Consider the following 25,666-nt stretch of genomic DNA (forward strand, 5'->3'; position numbering starts at 1 on the left):
ACATGATTGAACTGACGAATGTCTCCCGCCGGTTTGGTGAGGTGACCGCGGTGGACCGGATCAGCCTGACGGTCGAAACCGGTGAGACCTGTGTGCTGGTGGGCAGCTCCGGCTGCGGCAAGTCCACCACCCTGCGGATGATCAACCGCCTGTTGCCACACAGTGCCGGCGACATCCGGGTGGACGGCCAGGACATACGTGAGGTGGACCTGCAGCAACTGCGGCTGAACATGGGCTACGCCATTCAGGGCACCGGCCTGTTTCCCCACTGGACCGTGGCCCGCAACATTGCGCTGGTGCCGCAACTTCAGGGCTGGGAGCGAGCGCGGGTCGAGGCCCGGGTAACCGAGTTGCTGGACATGCTGGGACTGTCACCGGCGGAGTACGCCGACAAGTACCCGGCCCAGCTCTCCGGCGGACAGGCCCAGCGGGTGGGTGTGGCACGGGCACTGGCGGCGGACCCCAACATCCTGCTGATGGATGAGCCGTTTGGCGCCCTCGACGCCATCACCCGGGAAAACCTGCAGAACGAAATGCTGCGCATCCAGCGCCGGCTGCGTAAGACCACGGTGTTTGTGACCCACGATATCGACGAAGCCCTGCGCCTGGCGGATCGTATTGCGGTGATGGACCAGGGCCGTATCCTGCAGCACGATACCCCCGATGCCATTCTGCGGCAGCCGGCTTCGGCTTTTGTGGAAAGCCTGGTGGGCAGTCAGGATCGGGGACTGAAACTGGCGGCACTGCAGTCGGTGGCCGAGGTGATGCAGCGCCATCCCCAGCCGCGTCAGGCGGTGCCCGAGAAAGTCAGCGTGGGGGCGCAGGATTCGCTGCGCCAGGCCCTGTCGGTGATGCTGTGGCAACAGCTCAGCGAACTGCCGGTGGTGGATGACCAGGGCCTGGAACTCGGTGTCCTGACCCGGGAGCGGCTGTGGCGGGAAACCGCATGATGCGCCACTGGCTGACGCCGGCTTTGTGGCTGCTGGTGCTTGTCGCCGGATGTCTGGGCCTGCCTGCCCTGGAGCCCTGGCTGCAACCCTTGGTGGACGGTCGCCAGGCGGTGATTTACCCCCGCGATAGCTTTGTCACCCTGTTGCTGAACCATCTGCAACTGGTGGCCATCTCTGCCGCTGCCGCCACGTTGGTGGCGCTTGGGGGCGGTATCGCGGTGACCCGTCCCTGGGGCCGGGATTTCCTGCCCATGGCCAGTCAGTTGGCCTCCATTGGCCAGACCGTGCCGCCGGTCGCCGTGCTGGCACTGGCCGTGCCGGTGATGGGGTTTGGTGACGGACCCACGTTCGTTGCCCTCGCGCTGTATGGCCTTTTGCCGATCCTGCGCAATACCCTGGCGGGCCTGCAGGGCATTGACCCGGCGGTTCGGGAGGCGGCCACCGGCATGGGCATGTCCTCCTCACAGGTGCTGCTGCGGGTGGAGCTGCCCCTCGCTGGACGGGTCATCCTGGCGGGCATTCGCACCTCGGTGACCATTAACATTGCTACCGCGGCCATTGGCTCTACCATTGGTGCGCAGACTCTGGGTGATCCGGTGATTGCCGGCTTAGTGAATGGCAATACCGCCTATGTGTTGCAAGGGGCGGTACTGATCGGGCTGCTGGCGGTGACAGTAGACAGCCTGTTCGAAGCCCTGGAACAGCAGTGGCTGAAGCGCACGCCCGGCCTTTCCGGTTAGCAGCCTTGCCGGAAGGGAGGCCGCGCCGGCTCCGAACCCAGCATTTGTTCAAAGACGATCCAAGGAACTCTTTATGAAAGGAAGTTGCCTGCTATGAAAGGACGCTGCTTGCTATGAAAGGAAGCTGCCTGTGTGGCGCGGTCCGCTATCAGGTCGATCGGCTGGACCTGCCAATCATGCATTGCCACTGCCAGACCTGCCAGAAAACCCACGCCGCCACGGAAGTGCCTACGGCGGGTGTGCTGCGGGAGGCGTTTCGGTGGTTGCAGGGCGAAGCCTCGGTGACGTCGGTGGTGTCCTCACCGGGTAAGCAGCGGCATTTCTGTCAGCACTGTGGCACCCATCTGGTGGCGGAGCGAGAGGGCAAGCCGCATCTGATCCTGCGGGTTGCCACCCTCGACGAGACGCCGGACAGCCAGGTGCAGGGTCACATCTGGACGGCTCACGATCGCACTTGGCTGACGACGGCGGCGCCACGTCATCGAGCCTGGCCTCAGGCGCCGGAGCAGGGTGAGACGGTCGCGCTGACGATCCGGCGTGCCGGGCCAGACGAGCTGCCGCAGGCGCTGTTGCTGCTGGCGGACCCGGACTGGGACACCATTGCCGGCTATCTGCCGACAGCGATCTGCTATGTGGCTGAAGCCGGTGATGAGATCGTGGCCGTCTGTGTGGTCGCGAAGCTGGCCGGGGCAGAGGCGTTCGAGATCATGAACCTGGCGGTGGCGGAAGCCCGCCAGCAGGCTGGAATCGGCGCGAGGCTGTTACAACAGGTCATCGACGACGTGCGTGCCCGGGGTGCCAGGCGGCTGGAACTGGGCACCGGCAGCTTCGGCCACCAACTGGGGTTCTACCAGCGTCACGGCTTCCGGGTGGTGGCGGTGGAGCCGGATTACTTCCTCAACCACTACCCGGAGCCGATCCACGAAAACGGCCTGCAGCACCGGGATCGGCTACGGCTTGCGGTGACCTTCTGAGAGGGTTCAACGCTGGTTTTTCCGGACCCCGGTCAGGCATAATCGCCGACCGGGGCGTGGAAGCGCCCTGAGCCTACATGGACGATACCACCAAGGACCAATGGATGGACTGGGAACGTTTTGCCTGCCACTGCCGATGGCTGGCCACAGGCCTGCCCGCTGATATCGGCGCCACCGATTACCTGCGCCAGGTGGACCGCATTCTGCCTCCTGAGCTTTACCCTCAATCACGTCAGAATTCCGGCCTGGCCGGGCATCTGCACTCACGGTTGGTCGCGGCCGGTAACAACCAGGCGATCCGTGCAACCGCGGCCCTCTACATTGCCCTCACGCCCGCCAGCCTGGCCAAGCCGCCACCGGCGTTCCGGCGGGCGGCGCTTTACCTCGGGTTGCTGGTGTTTATGGCGATAGGCATGTCGATGCTCTATCAGGCCCGGGTTCTGCCGGAACTGATGGCGATGGTGGCGTTGTCCGCCCCGGAAATGGCCATGGAAACCCGCGATCAGTTTGCATTCCTGCAACTGATGACGGTGCTGATCCTGCCGCTGTTGCTGCTGCTTATGGTGGCCATGGGGTGGCGCCTGTCCGGGTTGATGAAATTGCGATGGACCGAGTCTGGCGGCGGCGCCCTGGGCTGGTTGGCCTTGCCGCCGGTCCGGAGGGCCTATGACCGCCTGCAGGCGACGCTGCGGTATCCGCTGGTGCATCAGGGGATTCTGGCCCACCCCGATGGCTGTGCAGTTTCAGACTACCTGCGGGCGGCAGAGCGCAACGGCAATGCCCTGGATACCGAACTGCAGGCGGTGGTGGCGGAGGCACTGGATCGTCTGCAGGAGGCTGCCGGCTGGCAGCTGAGGCTGGCCACTGCGGTGGTCGCCGTGTTGGTGGCGCTGACCATTGCCTGTTTCCTGGTCAGTGCCTACTCACCAATCTTTGCCATGGGAGACATGATGTGAGACAGAAGGGATTCACTCTCATCGAATTGATGGTCACAGTGATGATCATCGGGATTTTGGCCAGCGTTGCCTTGCCCAACTACCGCACCTACATCCAGCGCAGTGAAATCACCGAAGCAATGAGCATCGTCTCAGGTATTCGGGACGCGGTGGCCGCGCACTATGTGGATCAGCTGGACTTCCCCGCCAATAACGCCCTTGCCGGCGTGCCTGCGCCGGACAAGCTGATTGGTAACCGGGTGACCGGGGTTACGGTCGCCGATGCGGCGATTCATGTGACGCTGGGCAACAAGGCATCGAAGCCGTTGCAGGGCAAGGTGCTGAGCTTTCGCCCGGCGGTGGTGGACGGCAGTCCCAGCAGCCCGATTGCCTGGCTGTGTGGTTACGACGGGCCAGTGTCCGGGATGTCAGCGGTGGCAGACAACCGCACCGATGTCCCCGCAACGCTGCTGCCGACCAACTGCCGGCAGCGGTGAGCGGGAGTCAGTCAGAGGCTTCCTGGCGTTTGCGCAGCCGGAACACGCTTTCCCGGGCCTGTTCGAGGCCGCGGCGGGTGGCGAAGGGGCTATCGGCGGGAATCTGCTGGGTCAGCAGTTGCTCCACCTCGTAATCTGCACTGAACAGTTCCCTGACTTCGTCATCGGTGACGTTGAATGGCGGGCCCTGGACGTCGTCGTTGTCGTAGTCGAGGGTGAGCAGCAGGATCTGCAGGTCATCGGGAGTGACCGCAGTCAGGTGTTCAACGTAGTCCCGTCGCATGGCCGGGGGCAGGGCGATCAGCGCCGCCCGGTCATAGACCAGCCGGACGTTGCGCAGGTCTTCCGGCACCAGCTGGAAGAAGTCCCCACACCACAGTTCCAGGGTGTCGTGGCGGAAGCGGGTGAACGGCTCGCCGGGGTGAACGTGGGCCTTTTCCTCGGCTTCTTCAAAGAAATCCTTGCAGGCGATGTCACTGAGCTCCACCCCAATCACCGGATGGCCGCGATCGTTGAGCCACCACATGTCGACGGCCTTGCCACACAGCGGGACCAGCACGGTCTGATCGCTCCGGCCTTCGCCGGCAAGGGCGGTCCAGTGGTCGTGGAGAAACTGGTTGACGGTTCCTTCATGAAAGCCGATTTGGCTCTTGGCCCAGCGGTTGTGCCAGAATTCATGTTCCATGGGTGCTTTCCTGTCGCGAACGGTTTCCCTGAGTGTAATCGAATGGTCGACAGTTGGAACCCCCGCAAAGTCTTATAAGGAAGGCAGTATGAAAGCGGTTTTTCTGGATGCGGACACGCTGGGCAACGACGTTGATCTGGCCCCCATTGAGCAGGTCACGGATGAGCTGGTGTGTCACCCGCGGACCCAGCCGGCCGAGGTCACAGAGCGGCTGCAGGGATTCGATACCGTGCTCACCAACAAGGTGGTGCTTGGCCGTGAGCACTTCGAGGCCTGTCCCGGCATCCGGTGGGTGGCGGTGGTGGCGACCGGCGTCAACAACGTAGATCTGGAAGCGGCCCGGGATCACGGTGTACGGGTGGTGAACGTACTCAACTACGGCCGCTCCACGGTGGCCCAGCATACCCTGGCGCTGATGCTGGCGCTGGCCACGCGCTTGCTGGACTACCAGCGGGATGTGCGCCAGGGCCGCTGGGGCAGGAGTGACATGTTCTGCCTGATGGACCACCCCATTATGGAACTGGAGGGGCGGACCCTGGGGATCGTCGGTTACGGTGACCTGGGTCAGGGCGTGGCGGAACGTGCGCGGGCGTTTGGTATGAACATTCTGCTGGGTGCCCGACCCGGCCAGCCCGCCGGGGAGGTGGATGGCTACCCGCGACTGCCGCTGGCGGAGCTGTTGCCGAAGGTCGACGTCCTCTCACTGCACTGCCTGCTGACCGAAGACACCCGGCACATGATCGGCGCGGCGGAATTGGCGCAGATGAAGGCGGACGCTCTGTTGATCAACACCAGCCGTGGTGGTCTGGTGGATGAGCAGGCGCTGGCGGATGCGCTGCGCAACGGCACCATCGGCGGTGCCGGTTTCGATGTGTTGACCGAGGAACCACCAAGGCACGGCAACCCGCTGCTGGCCGATGATCTGCCCAACCTGATTGTGACTCCCCATTCCGCCTGGGCCAGCCGTGAGGCACGGCAGCGGATTGTCGGGATCACCGCAGCCAACCTTGCCGGGCTGCGCAGCGGCGGCGACGCCCACATTGTGGTGTGATGCCTGACGAGCCCCAATCCCGAACGGACGGACAGCCTGTGACCGCTAGCCAACTGAAAGATCGACTGAAGGCCGCTGAAGACTGGATTCTGGCCAACCCCAACCCGCCTCGGCACTGGCCCTGGCGATGGGCCTACAGCTGCGGCCGGGTGGCCTATGCGCTGGTGCGGGATCTGATCAACGGCAACCTCACCCTGCACGCCATGAGCCTGGTCTACACGACCCTGCTCAGTGTGGTGCCGCTGCTGGCCCTGAGTTTTTCGGTACTCAAGGCGATGGACGTACATCAGCGTATGGAGCCACTGCTGTTCCAGTTCTTCGAGCCCATGGGGCCTCAGGGTATCGAACTTGGCAACAAGATCCTGGAGTTCGTCGACAACATGAAGGTCGGGGTACTGGGGTCGGTGGGTCTGGCGTTGCTGGTCTACACCGTGATTTCGCTGGTGCAGAAAATCGAGCGTTCTTTCAACATGATCTGGCGGGTGCCGGACATGCGCTCCATGGCCCAGCGTTTCAGTAACTACCTCAGTGTGATCATGGTGGGGCCGCTGCTGATGGTGTCGGCCATCGGGTTTACGGCCACCATCCTGTCGTCTGACTTTGTTGTCCGGCTGATGGAGATTGAGCCGTTCGGCGTGATGATCCTTCAGGCCAGCCGCCTGATGCCTTTCTTCCTGGTGGTGGGCGCCTTCACCTTTGTGTACATCTTCATGCCCAACACCCGGGTGCGGCTGCGCTATGCCTTTACCGGAGGCCTGATTGCCGGCATCAGCTGGCAGGCGGGCAGCATGCTGTTCGCCTCGTTTGTGGCCGGGTCTGCCAAGTACGCGGCGATCTACTCCAGCTTTGCCATCGGCATCATCCTGCTGATCTGGATCTACGTGAACTGGATGATTCTGCTGCTGGGGGCGAGTCTGTCGTTCTATCTGCAGAACCCGGGGTCCATTGCCCGTCGCCAGCGGGTGCGTCACTCCGCCGAGCTGCAGGAGCAGACCGGGCTGGTGCTGATGTGGCTGGTGGCCCGGCCATTCCAGCAGGGCGAGCCTGCGCCCCAGCAGGAAGCGCTGGAGGCCGAGCTGCGAGTGCCGGGGGAGGTGACCCGGCGAATCAGCGACAAGCTGATTGCGGCGGGGCTGCTGTCACTGGCAGGGCCGGACGGTGATCGGCTGGTGCCGGGCCGGTCGCTCGACCGGATCACTGTGGCGGATATCCTGGCGGCGGTGCGCCGGGACGACGACGGCGTGGCCAGGAAGTTGCCACGGGTATTGCCGCAGGCGTTGACCGACGCCCGCCTTCCCCAGGGAGACGAGACCCTGGCCGAGCTGTTATCGCGGGAAAGTGGGGGAGCGGAGCGTTAGCCGCCTTCCTTGAGCATGCCCAGGATGGTCTGCCGAATGCTGCCAAGCTCTCCCCGTGAGACAGAGACGGCGGCTTCCAGGTCTTCCTCGGCGAGGTTGCGCTGGTTGGCGAACCGCAGCACCTCCCGGGTGCCAATCAGGATACCGTCATACAGTGGCGTTTGCGGTTGCCCCGGCACCGGCCGCTCGGCCGCCAGCAGATGGGCGAAGTAGCGGGGCGGCAGATTCCAGTCGTTGGCGAGGATCTGGGTGCAGGTCCAGTCGAACTGTTGCAGGGCACCGGTGACCGCTCCCGGAGGCAGCGGGGTGTTGTCGCCGTGCAGGCGATGGTGGATGCGGCGAACCTCGCGGAACAGGGTGATGTGCGCCAGGGCCGGCAGCAGGGAGACCATGAAGTAGGCGCTGGTGTCCTTGCCGTGCTGGCGTGCCACCAGCTCGGCGGCGCGGGCGCAGGTCAGGCCCCAGCGCCAGACCCGCTGGGCGAACTGGGCTTCCGAACTGTTCCGGGCTGACAGCATGGGGCGCATGATGGCAGCGGAAATAACGCTGCGGATGCCCTGGAGGCCCAGCACGAACACCGCCTGATCCACCGTTTCGATGGTTTGTTCGCTGGGGCGGAAATAGGGACTGTTGGCGACCTGGAGCAGATGTTCGGTCAGCGCCGGATCATCGAGAATGATGCGAGTGACCTCACTGCGGGAAATGTCCGGATCGGACAGCGCCCGCAGCAGCATGGGCAGGGTCATGGGCTGGCGTGGCAACTCATCCAGCTTGCCTTGGCGAATATGCTGTCCCAGTTCGGCGAGGATGCGACCGACATGGTCCTGGTGGCGCTGGAAATCCCGGGGAGAGGCCTCCAGCAGCCAGCAGAACAGATGCTGTTCCAGTTTTTCCATCGCCCAGCTTGCCGGAGTGCTGATGAACTGGCGGCGGGGACTGGCGGTGTGACGGTTGGCGGATGACTCGGCTTCGCTGGGCACCTTCTTTTTCGACAGCCAGTTGAACAAGCCGGGCATCCGCGGACTCCATAACCAAATACTGGGCCCAGCGCCGATTGCCTGGACCACCCTGTTGCTACCCACCAGATCGTGCCGAGCTGGAGTTAATCAGAGGTTCTCACGTAAGTATATAGTAAAGCTACAGGATATTCAGCGACTGCCCGAACACAAAAATGAACTGGCAGACCCCGGCGGCAAAGCCGAGGAAGGCGCCCACCAGGATCAGCTTGATCTCGTCTTCCTGGAAGCAGGGGCGCAGCAGATCCTGGAACTCCTCCGACGACAGCGCCACCATCCGTTCCACCATGATGCGTTCCACCGCCTGCGCCCGGTCCTGTTCGAACACCGGGTTATTGAAGGAGGTCTGGGAGATCTCGATGGCCTTCTCACCGACCTGGTTCTTGAGGGTGGCAAACCCGGTTGGGCCAAAGGCCATCTGGGTCAGTGCCTTGCCCATGCCGGCGGTCTCGTCCACCAGCGGCTTGATGTGCTTCTTCACCATGTTGCGGGCACGGTCGCCATTGCTGCCATTGAGGATGGCGTTGATGATGTTGCCAACCGTGAGGATCTCGTGGGTGACGATGTGGCAGAAGGACTCGGCAACCTCGGTCTGGCGCCGCAGGAACAGGCCCTGGATCTTGAATGGCCCCACTTTCTTGGGCTGTAGCGGCCGGAAGATGACGTTGAGGGCGATCCAGTTGGTGGCCCAGCCGACCAGCAGACCGAAGAACGGCAGTACCCACCAGCTCTGGTAGAAGTACCAGACCGCCATCTGGATCAGGCCGAACAGAAAGCCAAAGTAGAGCCCGGAGTTGATGATGAAGCGGAACTCCACCTCCCCGCACTCAAGGAATATGCGGTTCAGCAGCCGCTTGTCGGTGGCCAGGCGGTCGATCACCATGCTCTTGATGTCCAGCAGGCCCTCGATGTTATCGGACAGGTCATCCACCAGATTGTCCACCAGTTGCGGGGTGGATTTGCGGACCCGGTCGTACACCATGTTGCGGGCGGACGAGGGCAGGTTCTCCCAGAAGGTGGGATATTCCCGCAGCATCAGTTCATCCACGTACTCTTCGGTGCGTGGTTCCACCGACGTCAGGATGTGGGCGGCGAGTACCTTGGGATCAATTTGTTCGAAGATCTCCTGCACGGTGCCGATCTTGGAAATGGTCGCGTCGACACTGATAGCGGCCATCTTGCGTGCCTTGGAAGGGATAATGCCCTGCCAGCCCCAGATCGGCCGCTTGCCGACGAATTCGAGGGGGTAGAACGTCATCTTGATCGCCAGCCAGTTGGTGGTCCAGCCGATCAGCGCAGCAATCACCGGAATACTCAGGTATTGCCAGAATTCAGCTTGGTAGAACAGGTCTGTCATCCGGAACTCGCCTGGTGTCTTGTCGTTTTTAGTTGTTTGCGGTGACCGGCAGCGGTCGGTCCAGCCACGCGCGCGAGATGTGCTGGGAGCCTGAAGCAACCGCTGGATAATGTTGCGCTTGGGTAACGTTGTCAATGACTGAGCCGCCGGCGAAAACGGGCAAAATGGTCTGCTCAGCCGGCGCCCGGGATCAGTCGGCGGCGTTGAAATCGCCCCAAAGCCACTGGCACAGGGCCATGGCAGCCACCGGGGCGGTTTCGGTCCGCAGCACCCGTGGGCCCAGGGCCGTGGCCAGGAAGCCGGCCTGTTCCGCGGCGGCAATCTCATCGGCACTGAGGCCGCCTTCCGGCCCGATCATCAGTGCCACGGACCCCGGCCGGGCCAGGGTGGTCAGTGACTGTCGGGTACGGTGATGCAGCACCAGGCGGGCGTCGAGGCTGGCGCTGTAGTCAAACCACTGAGGCAGGGTCATTACCGGCTCGATGGTGGGCACCACCGCCCGGCCACACTGCTCCGCCGCACTGACGGCGACGCCCTGCCAGTGGCGCAGGCGCTTCTCTTCGCGGTCGCCCTTGAGCCGGACGTCGCAGTGCTCGGTCACCAGCGGGACGATGGCGGAGACCCCCATTTCCACACTTTTCTGGATGGCGTAGTCCATCCGGTCGCCCTTGGACAGGGTCTGGCCCAGGACAATGCGCAGCGATGATTCGCTGGCGTTGTCCAGCGGTTCGCCAAGCGTTGCAGTGACCCGGCGTTTGCCGGCCTCGGTGATGGTGGCGGGGAAATCCCGGCCGTCGCCGTTGAACAGCTCCAGCGCCTGGCCAGGCTGCATGCGCAGCACCCGACCGACGTGCTGGGCGGCGTTGTCATCCAGTTCAATGGTCTGGCCGGCGGCGAGGGCGACGGGGGTGTAGATCCGGGGAATACGCATCGACTCAGTCCCTCACCGCGATTTCAATGCCTTCGGTGGCGACCTGGGCGAGATGGCGGATCTGTTCCTCGGTGATGACGTAGGGCGGCATGAAGTAAACCACGTTGCCCAGCGGTCGCAGCAGTGCCTGTCGGGTCAGGGCATGCTGGTAGACCCGCAGACCGCGGCGCTCCTGCCACGGGAACAGGGTGCGGGTGTCGCGGTCCTTGACCATTTCGATGGCCAGGGTCATGCCGTGTTGGCGGATGTCGCCGACGTGGGGATGGTCCGCCAGATGGGCCACGGACTCGGCCATACAGGCGGCGAGCTGGCGGTTGTTCTCGACCACGTTGTCGTCGCGGAAGATGTCGAGGGTCGCCAGAGCAACGGCGCAGCCGATGGGGTTGCCGGTGTAGCTGTGGGAGTGCAGGAAGGCCCGCATGGTTTCGTAATCGTCGTAGAAGGCGTCATAGACGTTGTCAGTGGTCAGCACCACCGACAGGGGCAGATAGCCGGCCGTCAGGCCTTTGGACAGACACATGAAGTCCGGGGAAATGTCGGACTGCTCGCAGGCGAACAGGGTGCCGGTGCGGCCGAAACCAACGGCGATCTCATCGGCAATCAGGTGGACGCCATAGCGGTCGCAGGCTTCCCGCAGCTTGGTGTGGTAGATCGGGTGATGCATGCGCATGCCACCGGCGCACTGGATCAGCGGCTCCACCACCACTGCGCAGATCTCCTCGTGCTGTTCGGCGAGAATGGCCTCCATCGCTTCGAACTGTCGCAGCGCATAGTCCTCATCGCTCTCGCCCGGTTCCTTGTTGAAGGCGTCCGGTGACGGCGCGGTGATAACCTCCATCAGCAGCGGTTCGTAGGTGTCCTTGTACAGTGACACGTCGCCGAGGGCGAGGGCCCCGAGGGTTTCACCGTGATAGCTGTTGCTGAGGTTGACGAAGTTCTTCTTGCCGGCCCTGCCCATATTGCGCCAGTAGTGATAGCTCATCTTCAGCGCCGCCTCGATGGCGGAGGAGCCGTTGTCGGCGTAGAAGCACTTGTTGAGCCCTTCCGGAGTGATCTCGATCAGTCGCTCGGACAGGTTGACTACTGGCTCGTGACTGAAACCGGCAAGAATGACGTGCTCCAGCTGGCCGATCTGTTCCTGAATGGCGGCGTTGATCCGGGGGTTGGCGTGGCCGAACAGGTTGACCCACCAGGAGCTGACCGCATCGATGTAGCGGTTGTTCTCAAAGTCTTCCAGCCACACCCCTTCACCCCGTTTGATCGGGATCAGTGGCAGGGTCTGGTGATCTTTCATTTGGGTGCAGGGGTGCCACACAGACTTGAGATCGCGGGCGACGAGATCGGCGTTGCGCATGGGGGTCTCCGTCCAGCTGGGAAGTGGGTTCTGTTTCGCTGTTAACCAAGGCGGATATTACAGTTAACAGCGCCGGCTGACCACCGTGCTGCGTTGCCCTGGCGCCGTCATTCAGCGCTGCCTTGAAAACGGCCATGATACTGGGCCGGCCAGCCCGCTGGCCAGTCGACGGTTGCGAATCGTTGTCACCGGCGCTGGCTGCGCAGCCAGACGGGGCTGCCGACGCGGCCAATGTGGGCCTTGCCTGGCAGGCAGGACAATACCGTCGACTATCTATCAGGAGCTCCCGAAGAACAATAAGGAGGTAACCATGGAGCTGGAAGTGACACACGCCTACGACTCGGGGCTGGAACGGGTATTGGCGGCCTTCTTTGCAGAAGACCACATCCACAGCCGGAACGAGAAGGTGGGTGCGCGCAATGTGGAGATCCAGGAACGGGCGTTGTCAGAGCAGACCGGTAAGCTGGTGATCAGCCGGGAAGTGCAGTCCACGACCCAATTGCCGGGCATTCTTGCCAGTTTCCACCGCGACTGGCATCGGGTGCGCCAGGAAGAGCACTGGTTCTGCAAGGACGAAGGGGAATGGCACTGCGAGTTCCGGGTGCACATCGATGGTGTGCCGGCAAAGATCAAAGGCACCATGCGGTTACAGGAGCTTGAGTCGGGCTGTCAGAACCAGCTGACCCTGAACGTGCGCTGTGAGCTGCCGTTGATCGGCAAGACCGTGGCCAAGTTCCTGCTGGATGATTCCCGTCGCAAGATCGAGCGGGAGCATCTGATCACACGTGAGTTGCTGGCCTGGGGGTAGGACTCCCCGCCACCGGCGGGCGGGGAGTTGGCTGCGGGGTTCACCAGTGCTGGTTTCCCCGCAGTGGCTCAGTGAGCCAGAACCCGTGACAGGAATGCCTGGGTCCGCTCGTTCTGCGGGGCGTCGAACACCGCCTCGGGCTTGCCCTGCTCAACGATCTGGCCTTCGTGGATGTAGATCACCCGATCCGCCACCTCGCGGGCAAAGCCCATCTCGTGGGTGACGACCATCATGGTCATCCCTTCCCGTGCCAGTTCACGCATGACATCCAGCACCTCGCCGATCATTTCCGGATCAAGGGCCGATGTCGGCTCGTCAAACAGCATCAGGCGGGGTTCCATGGCCAGTGCGCGGGCAATGGCTACCCGTTGCTGCTGACCGCCTGAGAGCTGGGAGGGGTATTTCTCCGCCTGGTTGGCAATGCCGACCCGCTCCAGCAGGCGCAGTGCGGTGGCCTCGGCATCCGCTTCTGACGTCTGTTTGACCTTCATTGGCGCCAGCATGATGTTGCGCTTGACGGTCAGGTGCGGGAACAGGTTGAACTGCTGGAACACCATGCCGACTTCCTTGCGGATGGCGGACAGTTCGGTCTGGTTGCCGCCTTTGGGGGACAGCGGGTGGCCGTCGACGATCAATTGGCCGGATTCGTACTCCTCCAGCCCGTTGACGCAGCGGATCAGGGTGGATTTACCGGAGCCACTGGCGCCGATGATCACCACCACTTCGCCGGAGTCCACCGACAGGTCAATGTTTTTCAGGACATGATGGGTGCCGTAGTACTTGTTCATGTCCTTCATCTGAACGATCTGGGTCATAGCGACAGTTCCTTCAAACGGAGCCCAGGCCGCGGCGCTCGAAGAAGCGCAGGGCCAGCGACAGGGACAGGGTGATGATCAGGTACAGCACTGCCACCGCGAAGTACACCTCGAATGCGGTGAAGGTGTTGGCAATGTAGACCTGACCCTGGCGAACCAGTTCGCCAACGCCGATCACCGAGAACAGCGAGGTGTCCTTGATGCTGACGATCGCCTGGTTGCCCAGGGGAGGGATCATCCGTCGGAAGGCCTGAGGCCAGATGATGGACCAGAAGGTCTGGGTACGGGACAGGCCCAGTGACAGGCCAGCCTCGGTTTGGCCGCGGTCGATGGACTGAACGCCACCGCGAACGACCTCGGAAATGTAGGCGCCGGAGTTGAGCGCAATTGCCGCAATGCCCGCTACCAGCGGGTTGATCGGCGCGCCGATGATGTCGGGCAGGCCGTAGAAAATGAACAGCACCTGAACCAGGATTGGTGTGCCGCGGAATATTTCAATGTAGGCGGTGGCGGGCCAGCGCATCAGCCGGCTCTTGTTCAGGCTGAGCAGGCCGAAGAGGATGCCCAGTACAAAACCGATGGCGAGGCCGCCGAACGAAATCAACAGGGTATAGGGAATACCCTTGATCAGGTATGGAATGGAATTGATGGCTGCCTGCCAGTCAAACTGGAATTCCACGTGTGATGTCTCCCTGAGGCAATGAGTGGTGTGCCGGGGGCAGGCCCCGGCACCCGGAGATCAAGCGTTACTCGCCTTCAGGCATGGGGCCGAACCATTTCTCGTAGATGGTCTTGTAGGTACCATCCGCGCGAATGCTTTCCAGGGCCTCATTGACTTCATCCACCCACTCGCTGCCGTTGGTCAGCGCGATACCGTACTGCTGGCCTTCATACAGCGGGCCAGCGGTCTGAACCTTGCCTTTGCCGCGGGTGCTGGCGAAGTAGCCAACGTTGGGGGCGTCGTAGAAGACCGCGTCAACAGCGCGGGACATCAGCGCCATGTACATGTCGGAGCTGCCCGGGTAAGGGGTTACACCGTCGTCTTCCTCCAGGTTGGCAACCAGGTAGTCGTAGCTGGTGCTGCCGATCTTGGTGCCGATTTTCATGCCTTCCAGGTCGCTCATCTCATCAACAGCGTCGTTGCCGGCGCGAACCAGGATGCGAAGACCGGAATCGTAGTAGGGATCAGAGAAGTCGACGATTTTCTCGCGTTCTTCGGTGATGGTGATGCCGGCGATGGCGATATCAACGTTACCGGTCTGCAGGGCCGGGATGATGCCGTTGAAATCCATGGTCTGGAGGTCGTATTCGAAGCCTGCGCGCTTGGCGACTTCAGCGATGATTTCCATGTCGAAACCGATCATCTCGCCGGTTTCCTGGTCCATCATTTCGAACGGAACGAAGCTCGGGTCGGTAACGACCTTGAGGGTATCTGCCTGGACACCAGCGGTGCCGGCGATCAGTGCGGCCGCAGTCAGCGATTTCAGCCATTTCGTGCTCATGGGATCTCCTTTCAGATTCTTATTACGCACTGGGAAGCGAACAGAATCGGCATTGACCGTCCTGCAGGCTCCCCAGTCCAGAGGTATGAAACCTCTTACATTTTAGACTATGTGGGCAAGCGTGTCGGCAAATCAAATGTTTAGGTGTGGCCAAAGGTCGTATTGACATGAGTTTGGGTGCTTCGCGGCGTTTCGTGTACGCAAAAATCACCCGTTGGGCGTGTAGTCTTTTGAGTGGTCCGTTGACCGTCATCCGGATATGTTTCAGTAGCAAAGTGAACCAGCCCTGGACATTCTGAGGTGGACCCAATCAGTTGGACAGGCTGATGGTGTTCCCTAAACTACGATCCGGCATTGCAAGGCGGGAGTTGGCTGCCGGACCATCTCTGGTGTTCGCGGGTCTTGTAGCACTGAAGCCAGGCGCGGAGTCAGCCGATGTTGTCTGTCGACTTCACGGAGTAGCAGTAATCCGGCATCGGAGGTGATGTGGCCACCGGAGAAATCGGCTTCAATCTGGCGGCGTGCGAGTGGCGAGAAGGTCAGTTTTTCAGGTACCATTTTGGAAGCGGCTGTTGGTGCTTGGTGGATTGGTTAGGCTCTTGAAACCATAGCACTTTCAGCCGCTTTCTTTTATCCCCCTTGAGAAATCCGGGCTAGGAGTCTGCGCGGCAGAAGTATTTTGAGCAAGCACCTCTGTCGTGCCGCCTTATAATTCGGGACCGCGAACGTATCCGCAAAATCCAACCGGATAAAGCCTTGGCTTTATATTCTGGCAACCAGGACGGTTATGAACGAGCTCGCGACCGTATGCCGATAGCCCAACATGCCCAGTAACCCCCTTCAAAGCGCCTACGTCAGCCTCATCAGCGAGCTCATTCGCCGGAGGTTGAGCGACAAGCAGACCAGATCCCACTCACCTTGCACAGCGTCGAGCCCCCGCAGACTGAACTGGCGGAAGCCCAGAGCCTGTTTGATCCAGCCATTGACCGCCTCAACCAGGTGCTTACGCTGGGCGTAAACCGATCGACCTGTCGCGGTGGCCAGTTTCTCGGCCATCCGGGCCGTCGCGGGGTAACGGTTCGCATCGATCTCAGTGGCCTTTTTGCCTTCCCGCCGTAGTGAGACATAGCCGTCGATGCCCCGGATCTCCAGGGCCTGAAGATCCTCTTCCTTACGATAACCGGCATCGGCCAGGCATTGATGAGAATCGCCACCCAGGATGTCTTTTACCTCGTTCAACAAGGGCAGAAGGCAGCCGTTATCACTGGGATTGTTGCCCTGGCGGTTGGCAACAATCAGTTGGAACTTACCGTCCACGGCCAGTTGGCCGTTGTAGCATTGCTGGAAGCCATCCGCCGTTTTCATGATCCGGCTCTGGGGATCGGTAAAGTTGCTCTGATCCTTGTCATCCGGCACCCCGTAATCCCGTTTGAAATTCCGACCGCCACGGGGCGAGCGACGATCATTGTCCGGAGAACGCCCGCGAGCCTTGTCCCGCGCCTTCTGGTCTGCTTCCAGCTTCTCTTTGGCGGCCCGGATCTTGTCGAGCCGAGCCTGACGATATTGCAGTTCTTCCGGCAGCTCATCGCCCCGGCAATCCGGGCCGAACTGCCGGTCTTCCGACTCGTCCGTCCGACGGGCCTGACGACATAGCTCGTCGATTTCGTTTGATAACCGGTCGTCTTCCTCTCTCATGCGGCCATAGCTCATGGCTTTGTGTTTGCTGGCGTTGGCCCGGACTTTGGTGCCATCAATCGCCAGTGTTCCCAGCGTGATCAGCTCCGCTTCCCGGGCAATTCGGACCACCTGAACAAACACAGCTTTGAAGGCAACCAGATGGTGTTTGCGGAAATCGCAGATGGTGCGATGCCTGGGGAAATTGCCCGCTGCCAGAACCCGAAAAGCCACATCCTCTTCGAGCTTTCGGGCGATCTTGCGTGAGGAGAAAGTGCCGGTGGCGTAGGCGTAAATTAGAACCTTCAGCATCATCCGAGGATCAAAGGGGGAGTTGCGTCGTCCGTTTCCTTCATAGCGGGCATAAAATGCGCTTAAATCCAGCTCGTCAACGACATCGCTGATAAAATAAGCCAGATGGCCTTCAGGCAACCACTCGTTCAGGCTTGGAGGGAGAAGCAATTCCTGGTTGGGCGAATACGGGCGGAAGGTGGTTCCCATCTGACTTCCTGTTGCTGAAGAATTTTGTCCCAGTGTGCCAGAAAGTGGCTTCTGCCGCGCAGACTCCTAGGAAACTAGTCAGCGTTGTACCTGCCATATTTCCTCTCACCCTGCTCCCCTCTAGCTTGTACTGGGCTCGCCCTCGAATCTACAACGCTGGCAATTTCTCATGGCTGGTATAAAAATACCCAATAGAGGAATTAAAATGCGCACCCAGTGCCTGCCTCTAGATCGTATCTTGCTAAAAAATATAGGAAATAGAAAATAAAGAATCTGGTATGGTGGTTGCTCCCCTTTCTAGCGTCGCAAGTTGAGCGATGTATTCCGACTTACTAATAGGGAGAATAATGTGGCGCTACTCCACTACCAGAATCTGGGCGTCGGACGTCCTGACGTGCTTATGCAACGAGCTTTCTTCGGGCTCAAGACGTTCCATGATTTTTTGGGCCGGACCAAGAAGTACATGGAAAGTGATGCTGCCGTTGTTCGTTTGGCCTGGAAGGATGGGCTTCCGCCCGAGTCCAGAGGGTCTGATGCTTCAGAGCAAAAGCAAGGTTTTTGGATTCAGCTAGAGGAGCCAAAGGATCGTCCTAACGAGTCCGAATCGAGTTTCAGAGCGTTCATGGACGAGAACAACCGCGAAGTGTATGCAGTACAGGTGCGCGAGGGCGAAGGGAAACATTCTTTTGGACGAAGCGCCTTTAGTAAATCCAACCGTATTCAGGTGGTGGATCGTGATGTTGAAAATTACCAACTGCTTTTGGACCACCGCCCCTCATCTAACCATCTGGTTCTGAGGCCCGAAACATACACGCTGTTTCGACAACTGGAAGCTCTCAGGCGGCTTCAAGATAGCCCTTCTGATGCTCACGTTCCTCTTCTTCGGTTGTTTGAATCACTCGGACATGCCAAATGGTCGTCTTTTATAGAGGACAACATCGCCAACTGGTGCGTGCTCACCGACGAAACACGTCAGGGGACTGATGAACAACGCCAATTCGTCAATAGAGCATTGGCGACGCCTGATTTTGCATTTTTGGAAGGGCCTCCGGGGTCGGGCAAAACAACCGCCATTTGTGAACTGATTCTTCAGTGTGTAAGCAGAGGGGACAGAGTGCTGCTGTGTGCTTCCACCCATGTAGCGGTCGACAATGTGTTAGAGCGGCTGATGGACGAGCGCAACCCGCACAGGGATATGGTGATACCCGTGCGGGTCGGTGATCGTAGTAGCGTTTCAGAGAAGGCGCGTCCCTGGCAACTGGATACTTTCGTTAAAACCGAACGGGACCGCTTGTTGCGTGAACTAAAGGGCACGGCACATCGTTCAGAATCTCAGAAAGCGTTCCTTGAGGCCCTGCGGCACGGCAGCTCTGACGTAGAGAGAATGGTGCTCGATGCCTCAAATCTTGTCTGTGGAACGACCATCGGCATTCTGCAACATCCGGATATCAAAAATCGCAGAAACCATTCTGCCGACTTTGACATGCTCATCGTAGACGAGGCTTCGAAAACGACGTTTCAGGAGTTTCTTGTTCCCGCATTACTGGCTAAAAGATGGGTTATCGTTGGTGATCCCAAACAGCTATCGCCCTATGTGGATGATGCGGCCATGGCGTGCAATGTAGAAACATGTTTGCCTGATAACGTGGCTCGTGAGGCTTGTGTTGATGTGTTTTTAGCGGCGCATCAAAATCTCAATAAGCACCGGTCTGCAGTTGTCGCAGTCGGTAGCGAGGCAGACCGGCAAAAGTATTTGAGTCAGGCCAGGGCGAGAGGTGTGGATATTGCGGGTGCAGTCGACGACCAAGCTGCCATCTCGTCGATTGTTTTGGACAGCAAGTCCGAGCTCGAAAAGCACCTTGATAACTTACCACTTGATACCAATACGGTCCGCGCTCCTCAGACTTCGTTAAAGCCTCTGCGGAGGCAGGTAAGCGCTTGGAGAAGGATCAATCGGGAAAGAGAAGCTGAACTACCAGACTGGTCAACGGAACTGAGCTGGCGGTTAGCCAGGCTATATGAGCAACGCTTTGCTGAAGACTCTGAATCTGGAATGCGCAGCAAAACGGCGGAACGGTATCGCAGCGACATTAACCGTCTGCTGCCGGCTGATGATCTAGCTACTGGCCGTAAAAACGTATTTGAAGGTATCGGGCGTGTCAGGCGGGTTGCCTTACCTTCGATTCTTGAGTCCCTTCGCCATGGTTTTGAGCGAGACACGAATCAGAAACAGGGCACAGCATTATCTGACGGTTTACCAGCTGATGTATTGGCAACGCGGCATGTGCTTTTGAGTACGCAGCACCGGATGCATGACGAGATTGCCGAATTTTCTCGGAACCACATCTACCAAGGAAAAGCATTACAGACGCCGGCAGATATGGCTGACCGTCGGCGCTGGGGGTACTCGCAGCATGACCATCGTGCTCTTTGGCTTGAAGTGAAGGGCAAGTTTCACAGCAAAACCAATTCCAATCCTCCAGAAGCGAAAGCCGTTCTTGACGAGGTAACCGCATTTGATAGCTGGGCCAAGCAAAACCCGCAGTCTGATGGCTCGCCGTGGGTTGTTGCCGTGCTCTCTTTTTATCGTGGACAAGAGAGGGAAATCCGAAATCATCTGCGTCAATGGACTGGGATGTCCGGGACAATGCGTCATTTCCGTCGTGGTGAAAAACAGAAGCCATATTTGGAGATAGAGCTATGCACCGTAGACCGCTTTCAGGGCCATGAGGCGGACCTGGTGCTCATCAGTTTGGCCAATGACCATCCCACCAGCTTTTTGGAAAGCCCCAACCGTCTGAATGTGGCGCTAACCAGAGCTCGCTATCAACGAGTCGTTATAGGCAATCGTAAAGCCATGCGAAGGGCTAAACAGAGTGTGCTCGGTATCTTCGCAGATAACGAAGAATGGGCTATGCCGGGGGATGGGGCTTTATGAAACACAAACTAATTTTTCGTCGGACCCTCAATGTACAGTGCTGGCGTGTGTCGGGGCAGGTAGCTATTGCGAAGAAGCGCAGTGACCTTCTCCCCGTGCTGCTCCGTGTGCAGGAGGTGGAGCAAACCGACCCAAAAGATATCGCCGATCACCTTTTCTTTGAGCGGGATTCCAGGAGAGTTGTCGCTGAGCGCCTTCTAAAAGTCGCTCATAACTATGGGCTGCTGAAAAAAGAAAATGACGGGGCATACTCTCTCAGTGAGGAGGGTAAGCGGGCAATAGCAAAGGAGCGTGTTTATGTACCTCAGGAGGGTACCTGGACCATATGGGCAAGTGACGACTCAATGCTCGAATACCCGATTTTGCACGTTGTTGCTTGGGAAGAACCCAGTGCCTTTGATGAGGTGTGGGGCAAAGACAAAAAAGAAAATTCTAATAGGGCCTTTAAGACGCTGCCACCTTGGGTGACGAAAGGTGTAGGCCGAGTCTTTGATGCGATGGGTAAAGCAGCAGAATCCAGTCGTATCGACAAAATGCACAGCATTGCTGAGAGCGTGCCGGACCAGGCCTCTCTGGAGCTGAAGTGGGATGTCGGAACAGGCGATTTGAGGCTGCGGGGGGATCTGGCAGGTCAATCCGTTGATTCAGTTCTGAAAGCTCCTGACATCGAGCCGGATCAGGTTTGGAAGAGTCTGCTTAAGCAGGCTGCGCTCTGGTCTCGATGGGATGGGGATCGAAAGGCTTTGAAAGTCACCTTCAGTGAAAGTGAGATTTCTGAGCGAGAGCGTTTAACCCGAGATTTGACATTCAAGAATCCGATGATTCCCGGTGTGGGTCAGTTTAAGGACATTGATGTTCAAAATATCCCCTTGTTTCCCCTATTGGCTGGGGATGCAGAAAAATGGGCGGACTGGCGCCTAAAAGCTCGGATCAATGATTACGCAACGAACCCGCGATATCAGCAATGGGTTAAGGAAGCGGCAGAGCCTTTTTCGGAGTTCTCTCCCGCTTTACGCGAAAGGGCTGAGTTGGCGGAGGTGGCTTGGGCCGATCGAGGTAATCGACCGACAGCATACTGCTGGCACCTTGTGGCGTCAGAGGATTGGGGGCTTTAATGAACAACACAATGAACCACTGGAAAAAAGAGCATTCTGAGATTATCGATCAACGTGAGTGCAAGTTGCCGCCAACCTGGGTGATGGAGTCTGACCCCCAATTCGAGCGCGTAGAAGCGATTTACGAGGTGTTTCAGTCGGGGCCAATGCGGGAGATCGCAGAACAGATAGTAAGAATGACACAGAGAGCTCATCAAATGGTTGTTCTATCGAGCTTTCTTTTGGCAGATCGGGAAATCGAGGACGCCCTGCTGGCGGCCTCCCATCGCGGCATTCGAGTTTACGTCATGCTCGCGTCGGAAACTCGCCTGGAGAATGATGATAGCGAGGAGTCGTTTGATAAGCACGTTATCAAACAGCATAAAGAAATGCTCTCACGCCTGAGTGGCCACGTGCTTTTCCGTTCGGCGCCACAGTTCCATGCGAAGGTTGTCTTGGCCGATCCGTTTACTTCTGACAGCTCTGGTCTCTTACTCACCGCGAATCTTACGGAAGCTGCTTTGGAGCGAAACCCTGAATTGGCGGTGGAGCTCAACTTGGCAGAGGTGGAGCGAGTTGCCAAATTACTTCGCTGGGCTATGTGGGAGAGTGCCGCACATGAAAAGGCTGGGCCCGAGGAGCAGTTCAGGCCGGTAAAACCGCTGGGTGTCGTCGATTATCCGGAGCTCGGGAGCGAGATTGTAGCAACCACCGAGAAAGAGCAGGGTATATTTCGATGCGTGCTATCGGTAATCGACAGTGCAACAGAGGAACTGCTTGTCAGTAGCTTCGGCTGGGACGCGAATCATCCTGTCGTTCAGCGTTTGTGTGAACGGGCTCGAGAGGGCTTGAAGGTTACTATCCTGGCCAGGAAAAGGCCTGCTTCAATGCCTGCTTTGATAGCCCTTCGAGAGGCCGGGGCAACAGTTTTTGCGTACAGGTGGCTCCACGCAAAAGCGATATGGGCTGACTCAGGTCAGTCGGTTGTTATGTCTGCCAATCTTCAAAGTCATGGGTTGGACAATGGCTTTGAGATAGGGGTTCATCTGTCGGATTCCCGTTCAGAATGGCTGAGGGAGCACCTCGAGGATTGGATTTCCCAGGCGCCGGCATCTTTAGAATTAGCCCCCCTGGTAGGAAGCTTGGCTGGTAAGGTCGAAGTATGGAGTCAGGGCAAGTTCACTGAGGTTGATGTCTGTGAAAGAGAGGACATCAACCTGGGGACGCACCAATCCGAGTCGGCAGATGATCTTGAATACAGACCAGATTTTCCGCGCAGGCCGTCGATTCCCAGCGCGCATCAGCTTCATTTCCATTGGGAAGTTACCGCCCCGCTGTTGAGCCCCATGTCAAAGCTGCAGCACCGGAAGGAGAAAGATAAATCTAACAATGCCATTCCGTTTGCGCTTCCAGTTTTCAAGGAGCCGGGTGGGCGCAAGGTGGTAGCAATTGAAACCCCAGAGCAGCTGCCGGAAGCGAAGTCGGTTAAGGCAATCGCCCAGGCCGCAGCTGTGGTGATTGATGCAGAGCGGTTGCGTCATGACAACTAACAAAGGCATTTTGCTATGCTGGCACGCTGAGCGTGCTGGCCTTGAAGTTCTTGAGCGAACACTCAAGGCATTGAGTAATCGAAGAATTAAAATTGCCGAAGTGTTTTATCTGGTGCAAGGAAGGAAAGGTGATACGTTCCCTTCCACGCTCGACGGTGCTTTGCTTAGGGTTATCGAAGTACCGCTCGAGGACCCGACGCATCACGTCGAGATATACTCCCGAGTGCGCAAGGAAATCCTGCCCCGTCTGCATGACTTGGGCCATCAACTACACATTAATATCTCGCCTGGCACTCCCGCTATGCACAGTGTGTGGTTGATTCTGCATGCAGGTGGAAGTCTACCTCCGGATTGTCGACTTTGGTCGTCGCAGTACAGCAAGCAGACGAAACGAACTCGCATTGACGAAGTGGATTTTCCGATCACGACGTACTTGTCAGAGATCCACGAAATTGAGTACCAGGAACCCGAGCTTGCGGTATACGAGCCGGAGGCTCGCTCCGCCTCCCGCCGGGATTCCCTGGAACGACTTGCCAGGTATTCGCAGGTGCCAGGTGCGCCAGTTTTGCTACTGGGAGAGCGAGGGACCGGCAAGACCCGGCTGGTTGAAACATTTGTCGCTAAGCTCAAGCAGCGCTCCAAGGTGGCTACAGTTCCTTGTGGCAGTTTGGATAGCGAACTGGCCGAAAGCTTTCTCTTTGGGCATCTGAAAGGAGCATTCACGGGGGCAGGTGAAAAACGAGAAGGCATTCTGAAGGAAGCTGATGGCGGTATTCTGTTTTTAGACGAAGTTCAGGATTTACCAAGGCCTGTACAGCGGAAACTTGTGCGAGTATTTCAGGATCGACGTCACCGTTATCGGCCGATAGGAAGTGACCAAGAAGAGAGTGCGGATTTTGAAGTCATTTGTGCTTCCAATCTCCCCATGCAGGAACTTCGTGAGCGCCTGGACCCAGACTTGTTTGACCGATTGAGTCAACTGGTTGTGTCTATTCCGCCGCTTCGGGAGTGCAGTGAAGACTTACATGAGGACTGGGGGCGCGTCTGGCGAGAGCTCCAAATATCTCACCAGGGCCCCCCAAATCCGCCATGGTCGGAGGAGATTAAAGCGACACTGGTCCGAAGTTCATTGCCCGGGAACCTTCGGGACTTACAACGCCTTGCTTTGTTGATAATGGCCTGGTGCCCTTCAGGCGATCTATCCCGAATTGATGACGCCGTAGGGGAGTGGTCAAGACAAGAAGATTCCTTGTCGTCCGAAACGATATTTCTTGGTTCCGGAACAAGGTTTGAGAGGTTACGTTGGTTCCGTAAGCAATTAGCTATTTGGGCGAAAGAGCAATACGGTAACTGGAGTGCTGCTTCTGAAGCATTAGATTGTGACCGAAAAACATTGCAGAATGATGCTTCTGCATGAGGTGGTCTCTGTTGAAAGTAGATGCTGTGGAGTTCGTTGGGGCTTTGGAATTGGCGGTCTAGCGTGAGATTTTCTAGCCTTTTGGGCGTGATTGCTCTCTGTCACCTTCTCTCCGGGTGTGACGCGTTTGCCGGTTTTCCTCAGGATCAGAAGGTTGAAGGGCCTTTTTTAATATCTGAAAGCTGGTTATACGTGGAGCCGGATAGTCCGTTAGAGGTAAGTGCTCGTGGAATACAGCGATTGCACTTAGTTGTGGACGCTGATCTCTATCAGGCAAATAGTCTTGTTGCTAATGAGGGTGTCGAAGATCCTGGGGGGCTTTTTGGATTGCGCGATGCTAAGGGTAACCTGGTGGTTCCGGAGGTTACGCTGGTGGCGGAAGATGGTTCAACCGTTACATTGTCGCCAGCAAGTAATATGTTCCCCTATTCGGGTGGTTTGACCGTGGGGATGGGGTTGTTCAATGGTGTGTATGAGCCTGCGCCACCCTTTCCAGATGGCGTTCAGCGCTTCACTTCGTTTCGTGTGCGCAGCAATCAGCCGTTGAGCGTGGAGTATTTCTGGTGGTCCGTTGACCGTCACCCGGATATGTTTCAGTAGAAACGCGAGCCAGCCCCGCACTGTCAGGGGGCTGGCTGCGTTTCCTCAGAACGAGATTTTATCCCGGTCTGCAAGGCCCAGGTTGTTCCAGATGTTGAGGCTGGCTTCGGCCTGGTTGAGGGTGTAGAAATGCAGGCCGGGGGCGCCGGCATCCAGCAGTTTCTGGCACATCTCGGTGACCACCTCTTCGCCGAACTTGCGAATGCTGGTGGTGTCGTCGCCGTAGGCTTCCAGCTGTTTGCGGATCCAGCGGGGAATCTCCGCACCGCACATATCCGAGAACCGCACCAGGCTGGAGAAGTTGACGATGGGCATGATACCCGGCACCACCGGAATGGTGACGTCCATTTTCTCGAGCCGGTCAATGAAGTAGAAGTAACTGTCGGCATTGAAGAAGTACTGGGTGATGGCGCTGTTGGCGCCGGCCTGTACCTTCCGGGCGAAGTTCTTCAGGTCTTCCTCGGCATTGCGGGCCTGGGGATGAAACTCCGGGTAGGCGGCCACTTCCAGATTGAAGTGATCGCCACTGTGCTCGCGGATGAACGCCACCAGGTCGTTGGCGTAACGCAGCTCTCCGGAGGCACCCATGCCCGAGGGCAGGTCGCCCCGGAGGGCGACGATGCGGTTGATGCCGTTCTCCCGGTACAGATCCAGCAATTCGCCGATTTCCTCACGGGTACCACCAACGCACGACAGGTGCGGTGCGGTGGAAATGCCCTGCTTGTGCAGGTTCAATACGGTCTCGATGGTGCGATCCCGGGTGGACCCCCCGGCCCCGAAGGTGACCGAGAAGAAGTCCGGGTTCACCTCCGCCAGCCGGTTGCGCACCAGCTGCAGCTTTTCCCGGCCCTGGTCGGTCTTGGGCGGGAAGAATTCAAAGCTGAACCGGCGCTTGAACTGTTTCTGGCTTTGCATGTCG

At 58.9% G+C, this 25,666-nt stretch carries 23 protein-coding genes and 1 pseudogene; 13 read left to right on the top strand and 11 right to left on the bottom strand.

What is annotated here, in order from left to right:
- The first annotated feature begins 2 nt into the window (after positions 1-2).
- The 5 genes from MLD24_RS01355 (at position 3) to MLD24_RS01385 (ending at position 4,096) form a co-directional block, all read left to right on the top strand.
- The gene (locus MLD24_RS01355) at positions 3-950 is read left to right on the top strand and encodes an ABC transporter ATP-binding protein (RefSeq protein ID WP_248163296.1); all 948 of its coding nucleotides are present in this window, start codon (positions 3-5) and stop codon (positions 948-950) included.
- Positions 950-1,690, top strand: a complete 741-nt coding sequence (locus MLD24_RS01360) for an ABC transporter permease (protein WP_248163361.1) — start codon at positions 950-952, stop codon at positions 1,688-1,690. Before MLD24_RS01355 ends, MLD24_RS01360 begins: the two co-directional genes overlap by 1 nt.
- A 113-nt stretch (positions 1,691-1,803) precedes the next feature.
- Positions 1,804-2,664, top strand: coding sequence for a GNAT family N-acetyltransferase (locus MLD24_RS21630; RefSeq protein ID WP_344816003.1), 861 nt, complete (start codon positions 1,804-1,806; stop codon positions 2,662-2,664).
- A 77-nt stretch (positions 2,665-2,741) separates the two neighbouring features.
- The gene (locus tag MLD24_RS01375; protein ID WP_248163297.1) at positions 2,742-3,620 is read left to right on the top strand and encodes a hypothetical protein; all 879 of its coding nucleotides are present in this window, start codon (positions 2,742-2,744) and stop codon (positions 3,618-3,620) included.
- Positions 3,617-4,096: a pilin gene (locus MLD24_RS01385; protein WP_344816004.1), complete on the top strand. Its 480-nt coding sequence runs from the start codon at positions 3,617-3,619 to the stop codon at positions 4,094-4,096. The genes MLD24_RS01375 and MLD24_RS01385 overlap by 4 nt, the downstream gene beginning before the upstream one ends.
- 7 nt (positions 4,097-4,103) lie before the next feature.
- On the opposite strand, the gene tmpT is transcribed toward MLD24_RS01385, so the two are convergent.
- Positions 4,104-4,781: a thiopurine S-methyltransferase gene (tmpT, locus tag MLD24_RS01390; RefSeq protein WP_248163298.1), complete on the bottom strand. Its 678-nt coding sequence runs from the start codon at positions 4,779-4,781 to the stop codon at positions 4,104-4,106.
- Between the two features lie 88 nt (positions 4,782-4,869).
- Between tmpT and MLD24_RS01395 the strand changes: the two genes are divergently transcribed.
- Entirely contained in the window at positions 4,870-5,832 is a 963-nt protein-coding gene (locus MLD24_RS01395; RefSeq protein ID WP_248163299.1) for a D-2-hydroxyacid dehydrogenase, read from the top strand.
- A gap of 38 nt (positions 5,833-5,870) precedes the next feature.
- Positions 5,871-7,190 carry a YihY/virulence factor BrkB family protein gene (locus MLD24_RS01400; protein WP_248163300.1) on the top strand — a complete coding sequence of 440 codons (1,320 nt, stop codon included), beginning with the start codon at positions 5,871-5,873 and terminating at the stop codon, positions 7,188-7,190.
- On the opposite strand, the gene MLD24_RS01405 is transcribed toward MLD24_RS01400, so the two are convergent.
- From MLD24_RS01405 to MLD24_RS01420, 4 genes are all read right to left on the bottom strand, one after another.
- Positions 7,187-8,206, bottom strand: a complete 1,020-nt coding sequence (locus MLD24_RS01405; RefSeq protein WP_248163301.1) for an HDOD domain-containing protein — start codon at positions 8,204-8,206, stop codon at positions 7,187-7,189. The genes MLD24_RS01400 and MLD24_RS01405 overlap by 4 nt on opposite strands.
- 121 nt (positions 8,207-8,327) lie before the next feature.
- Positions 8,328-9,563 carry a DUF445 domain-containing protein gene (locus MLD24_RS01410; RefSeq protein ID WP_248163302.1) on the bottom strand — a complete coding sequence of 412 codons (1,236 nt, stop codon included), beginning with the start codon at positions 9,561-9,563 and terminating at the stop codon, positions 8,328-8,330.
- A gap of 190 nt (positions 9,564-9,753) precedes the next feature.
- A complete protein-coding gene (locus MLD24_RS01415; RefSeq protein WP_248163303.1) occupies positions 9,754-10,494 on the bottom strand; it encodes a 16S rRNA (uracil(1498)-N(3))-methyltransferase in 741 nt (246 codons plus the stop codon).
- Between the two features lie 4 nt (positions 10,495-10,498).
- Entirely contained in the window at positions 10,499-11,848 is a 1,350-nt protein-coding gene (locus MLD24_RS01420; RefSeq protein WP_248163304.1) for an adenosylmethionine--8-amino-7-oxononanoate transaminase, read from the bottom strand.
- 310 nt (positions 11,849-12,158) lie between these two features.
- Between MLD24_RS01420 and MLD24_RS01425 the strand changes: the two genes are divergently transcribed.
- Positions 12,159-12,656, top strand: coding sequence for a DUF2505 domain-containing protein (locus MLD24_RS01425; protein WP_248163305.1), 498 nt, complete (start codon positions 12,159-12,161; stop codon positions 12,654-12,656).
- Between the two features lie 68 nt (positions 12,657-12,724).
- Here the strand turns inward: MLD24_RS01425 and MLD24_RS01430 are convergent, their stop codons facing one another.
- The 5 genes and pseudogenes from MLD24_RS01430 to MLD24_RS01450 all read right to left on the bottom strand — a co-directional run bounded on the left by MLD24_RS01430 (position 12,725) and on the right by MLD24_RS01450 (position 17,148).
- Complete coding sequence (locus MLD24_RS01430; protein WP_282450371.1) at positions 12,725-13,471, bottom strand: amino acid ABC transporter ATP-binding protein; 747 nt, start codon at positions 13,469-13,471, stop codon at positions 12,725-12,727.
- Between the two features lie 13 nt (positions 13,472-13,484).
- Positions 13,485-14,150: an amino acid ABC transporter permease gene (locus MLD24_RS01435; protein WP_227174465.1), complete on the bottom strand. Its 666-nt coding sequence runs from the start codon at positions 14,148-14,150 to the stop codon at positions 13,485-13,487.
- A gap of 67 nt (positions 14,151-14,217) precedes the next feature.
- Positions 14,218-14,973 carry a transporter substrate-binding domain-containing protein gene (locus MLD24_RS01440; RefSeq protein WP_227174467.1) on the bottom strand — a complete coding sequence of 252 codons (756 nt, stop codon included), beginning with the start codon at positions 14,971-14,973 and terminating at the stop codon, positions 14,218-14,220.
- Positions 14,974-15,348: 375 nt separating this feature from the next.
- Positions 15,349-15,531, bottom strand: a pseudogene (locus tag MLD24_RS01445) (transposase); the annotation flags it as partial.
- 291 nt (positions 15,532-15,822) lie between these two features.
- Positions 15,823-17,148: an IS1182 family transposase gene (locus tag MLD24_RS01450; protein WP_248163306.1), complete on the bottom strand. Its 1,326-nt coding sequence runs from the start codon at positions 17,146-17,148 to the stop codon at positions 15,823-15,825.
- A 349-nt stretch (positions 17,149-17,497) separates the two neighbouring features.
- Between MLD24_RS01450 and MLD24_RS01455 the strand changes: the two genes are divergently transcribed.
- From MLD24_RS01455 to MLD24_RS01475, 5 genes are all read left to right on the top strand, one after another.
- On the top strand, positions 17,498-20,086 hold the full coding sequence (locus MLD24_RS01455) for an AAA domain-containing protein (protein ID WP_248163307.1): 2,589 nt from the start codon (positions 17,498-17,500) through the stop codon (positions 20,084-20,086).
- Positions 20,083-21,201, top strand: a complete 1,119-nt coding sequence (locus tag MLD24_RS01460) for a hypothetical protein (protein WP_248163308.1) — start codon at positions 20,083-20,085, stop codon at positions 21,199-21,201. The genes MLD24_RS01455 and MLD24_RS01460 overlap by 4 nt, the downstream gene beginning before the upstream one ends.
- On the top strand, positions 21,201-22,730 hold the full coding sequence (locus MLD24_RS01465; protein ID WP_248163309.1) for a phospholipase D-like domain-containing protein: 1,530 nt from the start codon (positions 21,201-21,203) through the stop codon (positions 22,728-22,730). The genes MLD24_RS01460 and MLD24_RS01465 overlap by 1 nt, the downstream gene beginning before the upstream one ends.
- Positions 22,720-24,147, top strand: a complete 1,428-nt coding sequence (locus tag MLD24_RS01470) for a sigma-54-dependent transcriptional regulator (RefSeq protein ID WP_248163310.1) — start codon at positions 22,720-22,722, stop codon at positions 24,145-24,147. Before MLD24_RS01465 ends, MLD24_RS01470 begins: the two co-directional genes overlap by 11 nt.
- A 63-nt stretch (positions 24,148-24,210) precedes the next feature.
- Positions 24,211-24,747, top strand: coding sequence for a hypothetical protein (locus tag MLD24_RS01475; protein WP_248163311.1), 537 nt, complete (start codon positions 24,211-24,213; stop codon positions 24,745-24,747).
- A gap of 45 nt (positions 24,748-24,792) precedes the next feature.
- On the opposite strand, the gene metF is transcribed toward MLD24_RS01475, so the two are convergent.
- Entirely contained in the window at positions 24,793-25,662 is an 870-nt protein-coding gene (metF, locus tag MLD24_RS01480) for a methylenetetrahydrofolate reductase [NAD(P)H] (protein ID WP_227174469.1), read from the bottom strand.
- Positions 25,663-25,666 lie beyond the last annotated feature (4 nt).

The organism is Marinobacter xestospongiae (assembly GCF_023156385.1).
GTDB classification, from domain to species: Bacteria; Pseudomonadota; Gammaproteobacteria; order Pseudomonadales; family Oleiphilaceae; genus Marinobacter; species Marinobacter xestospongiae.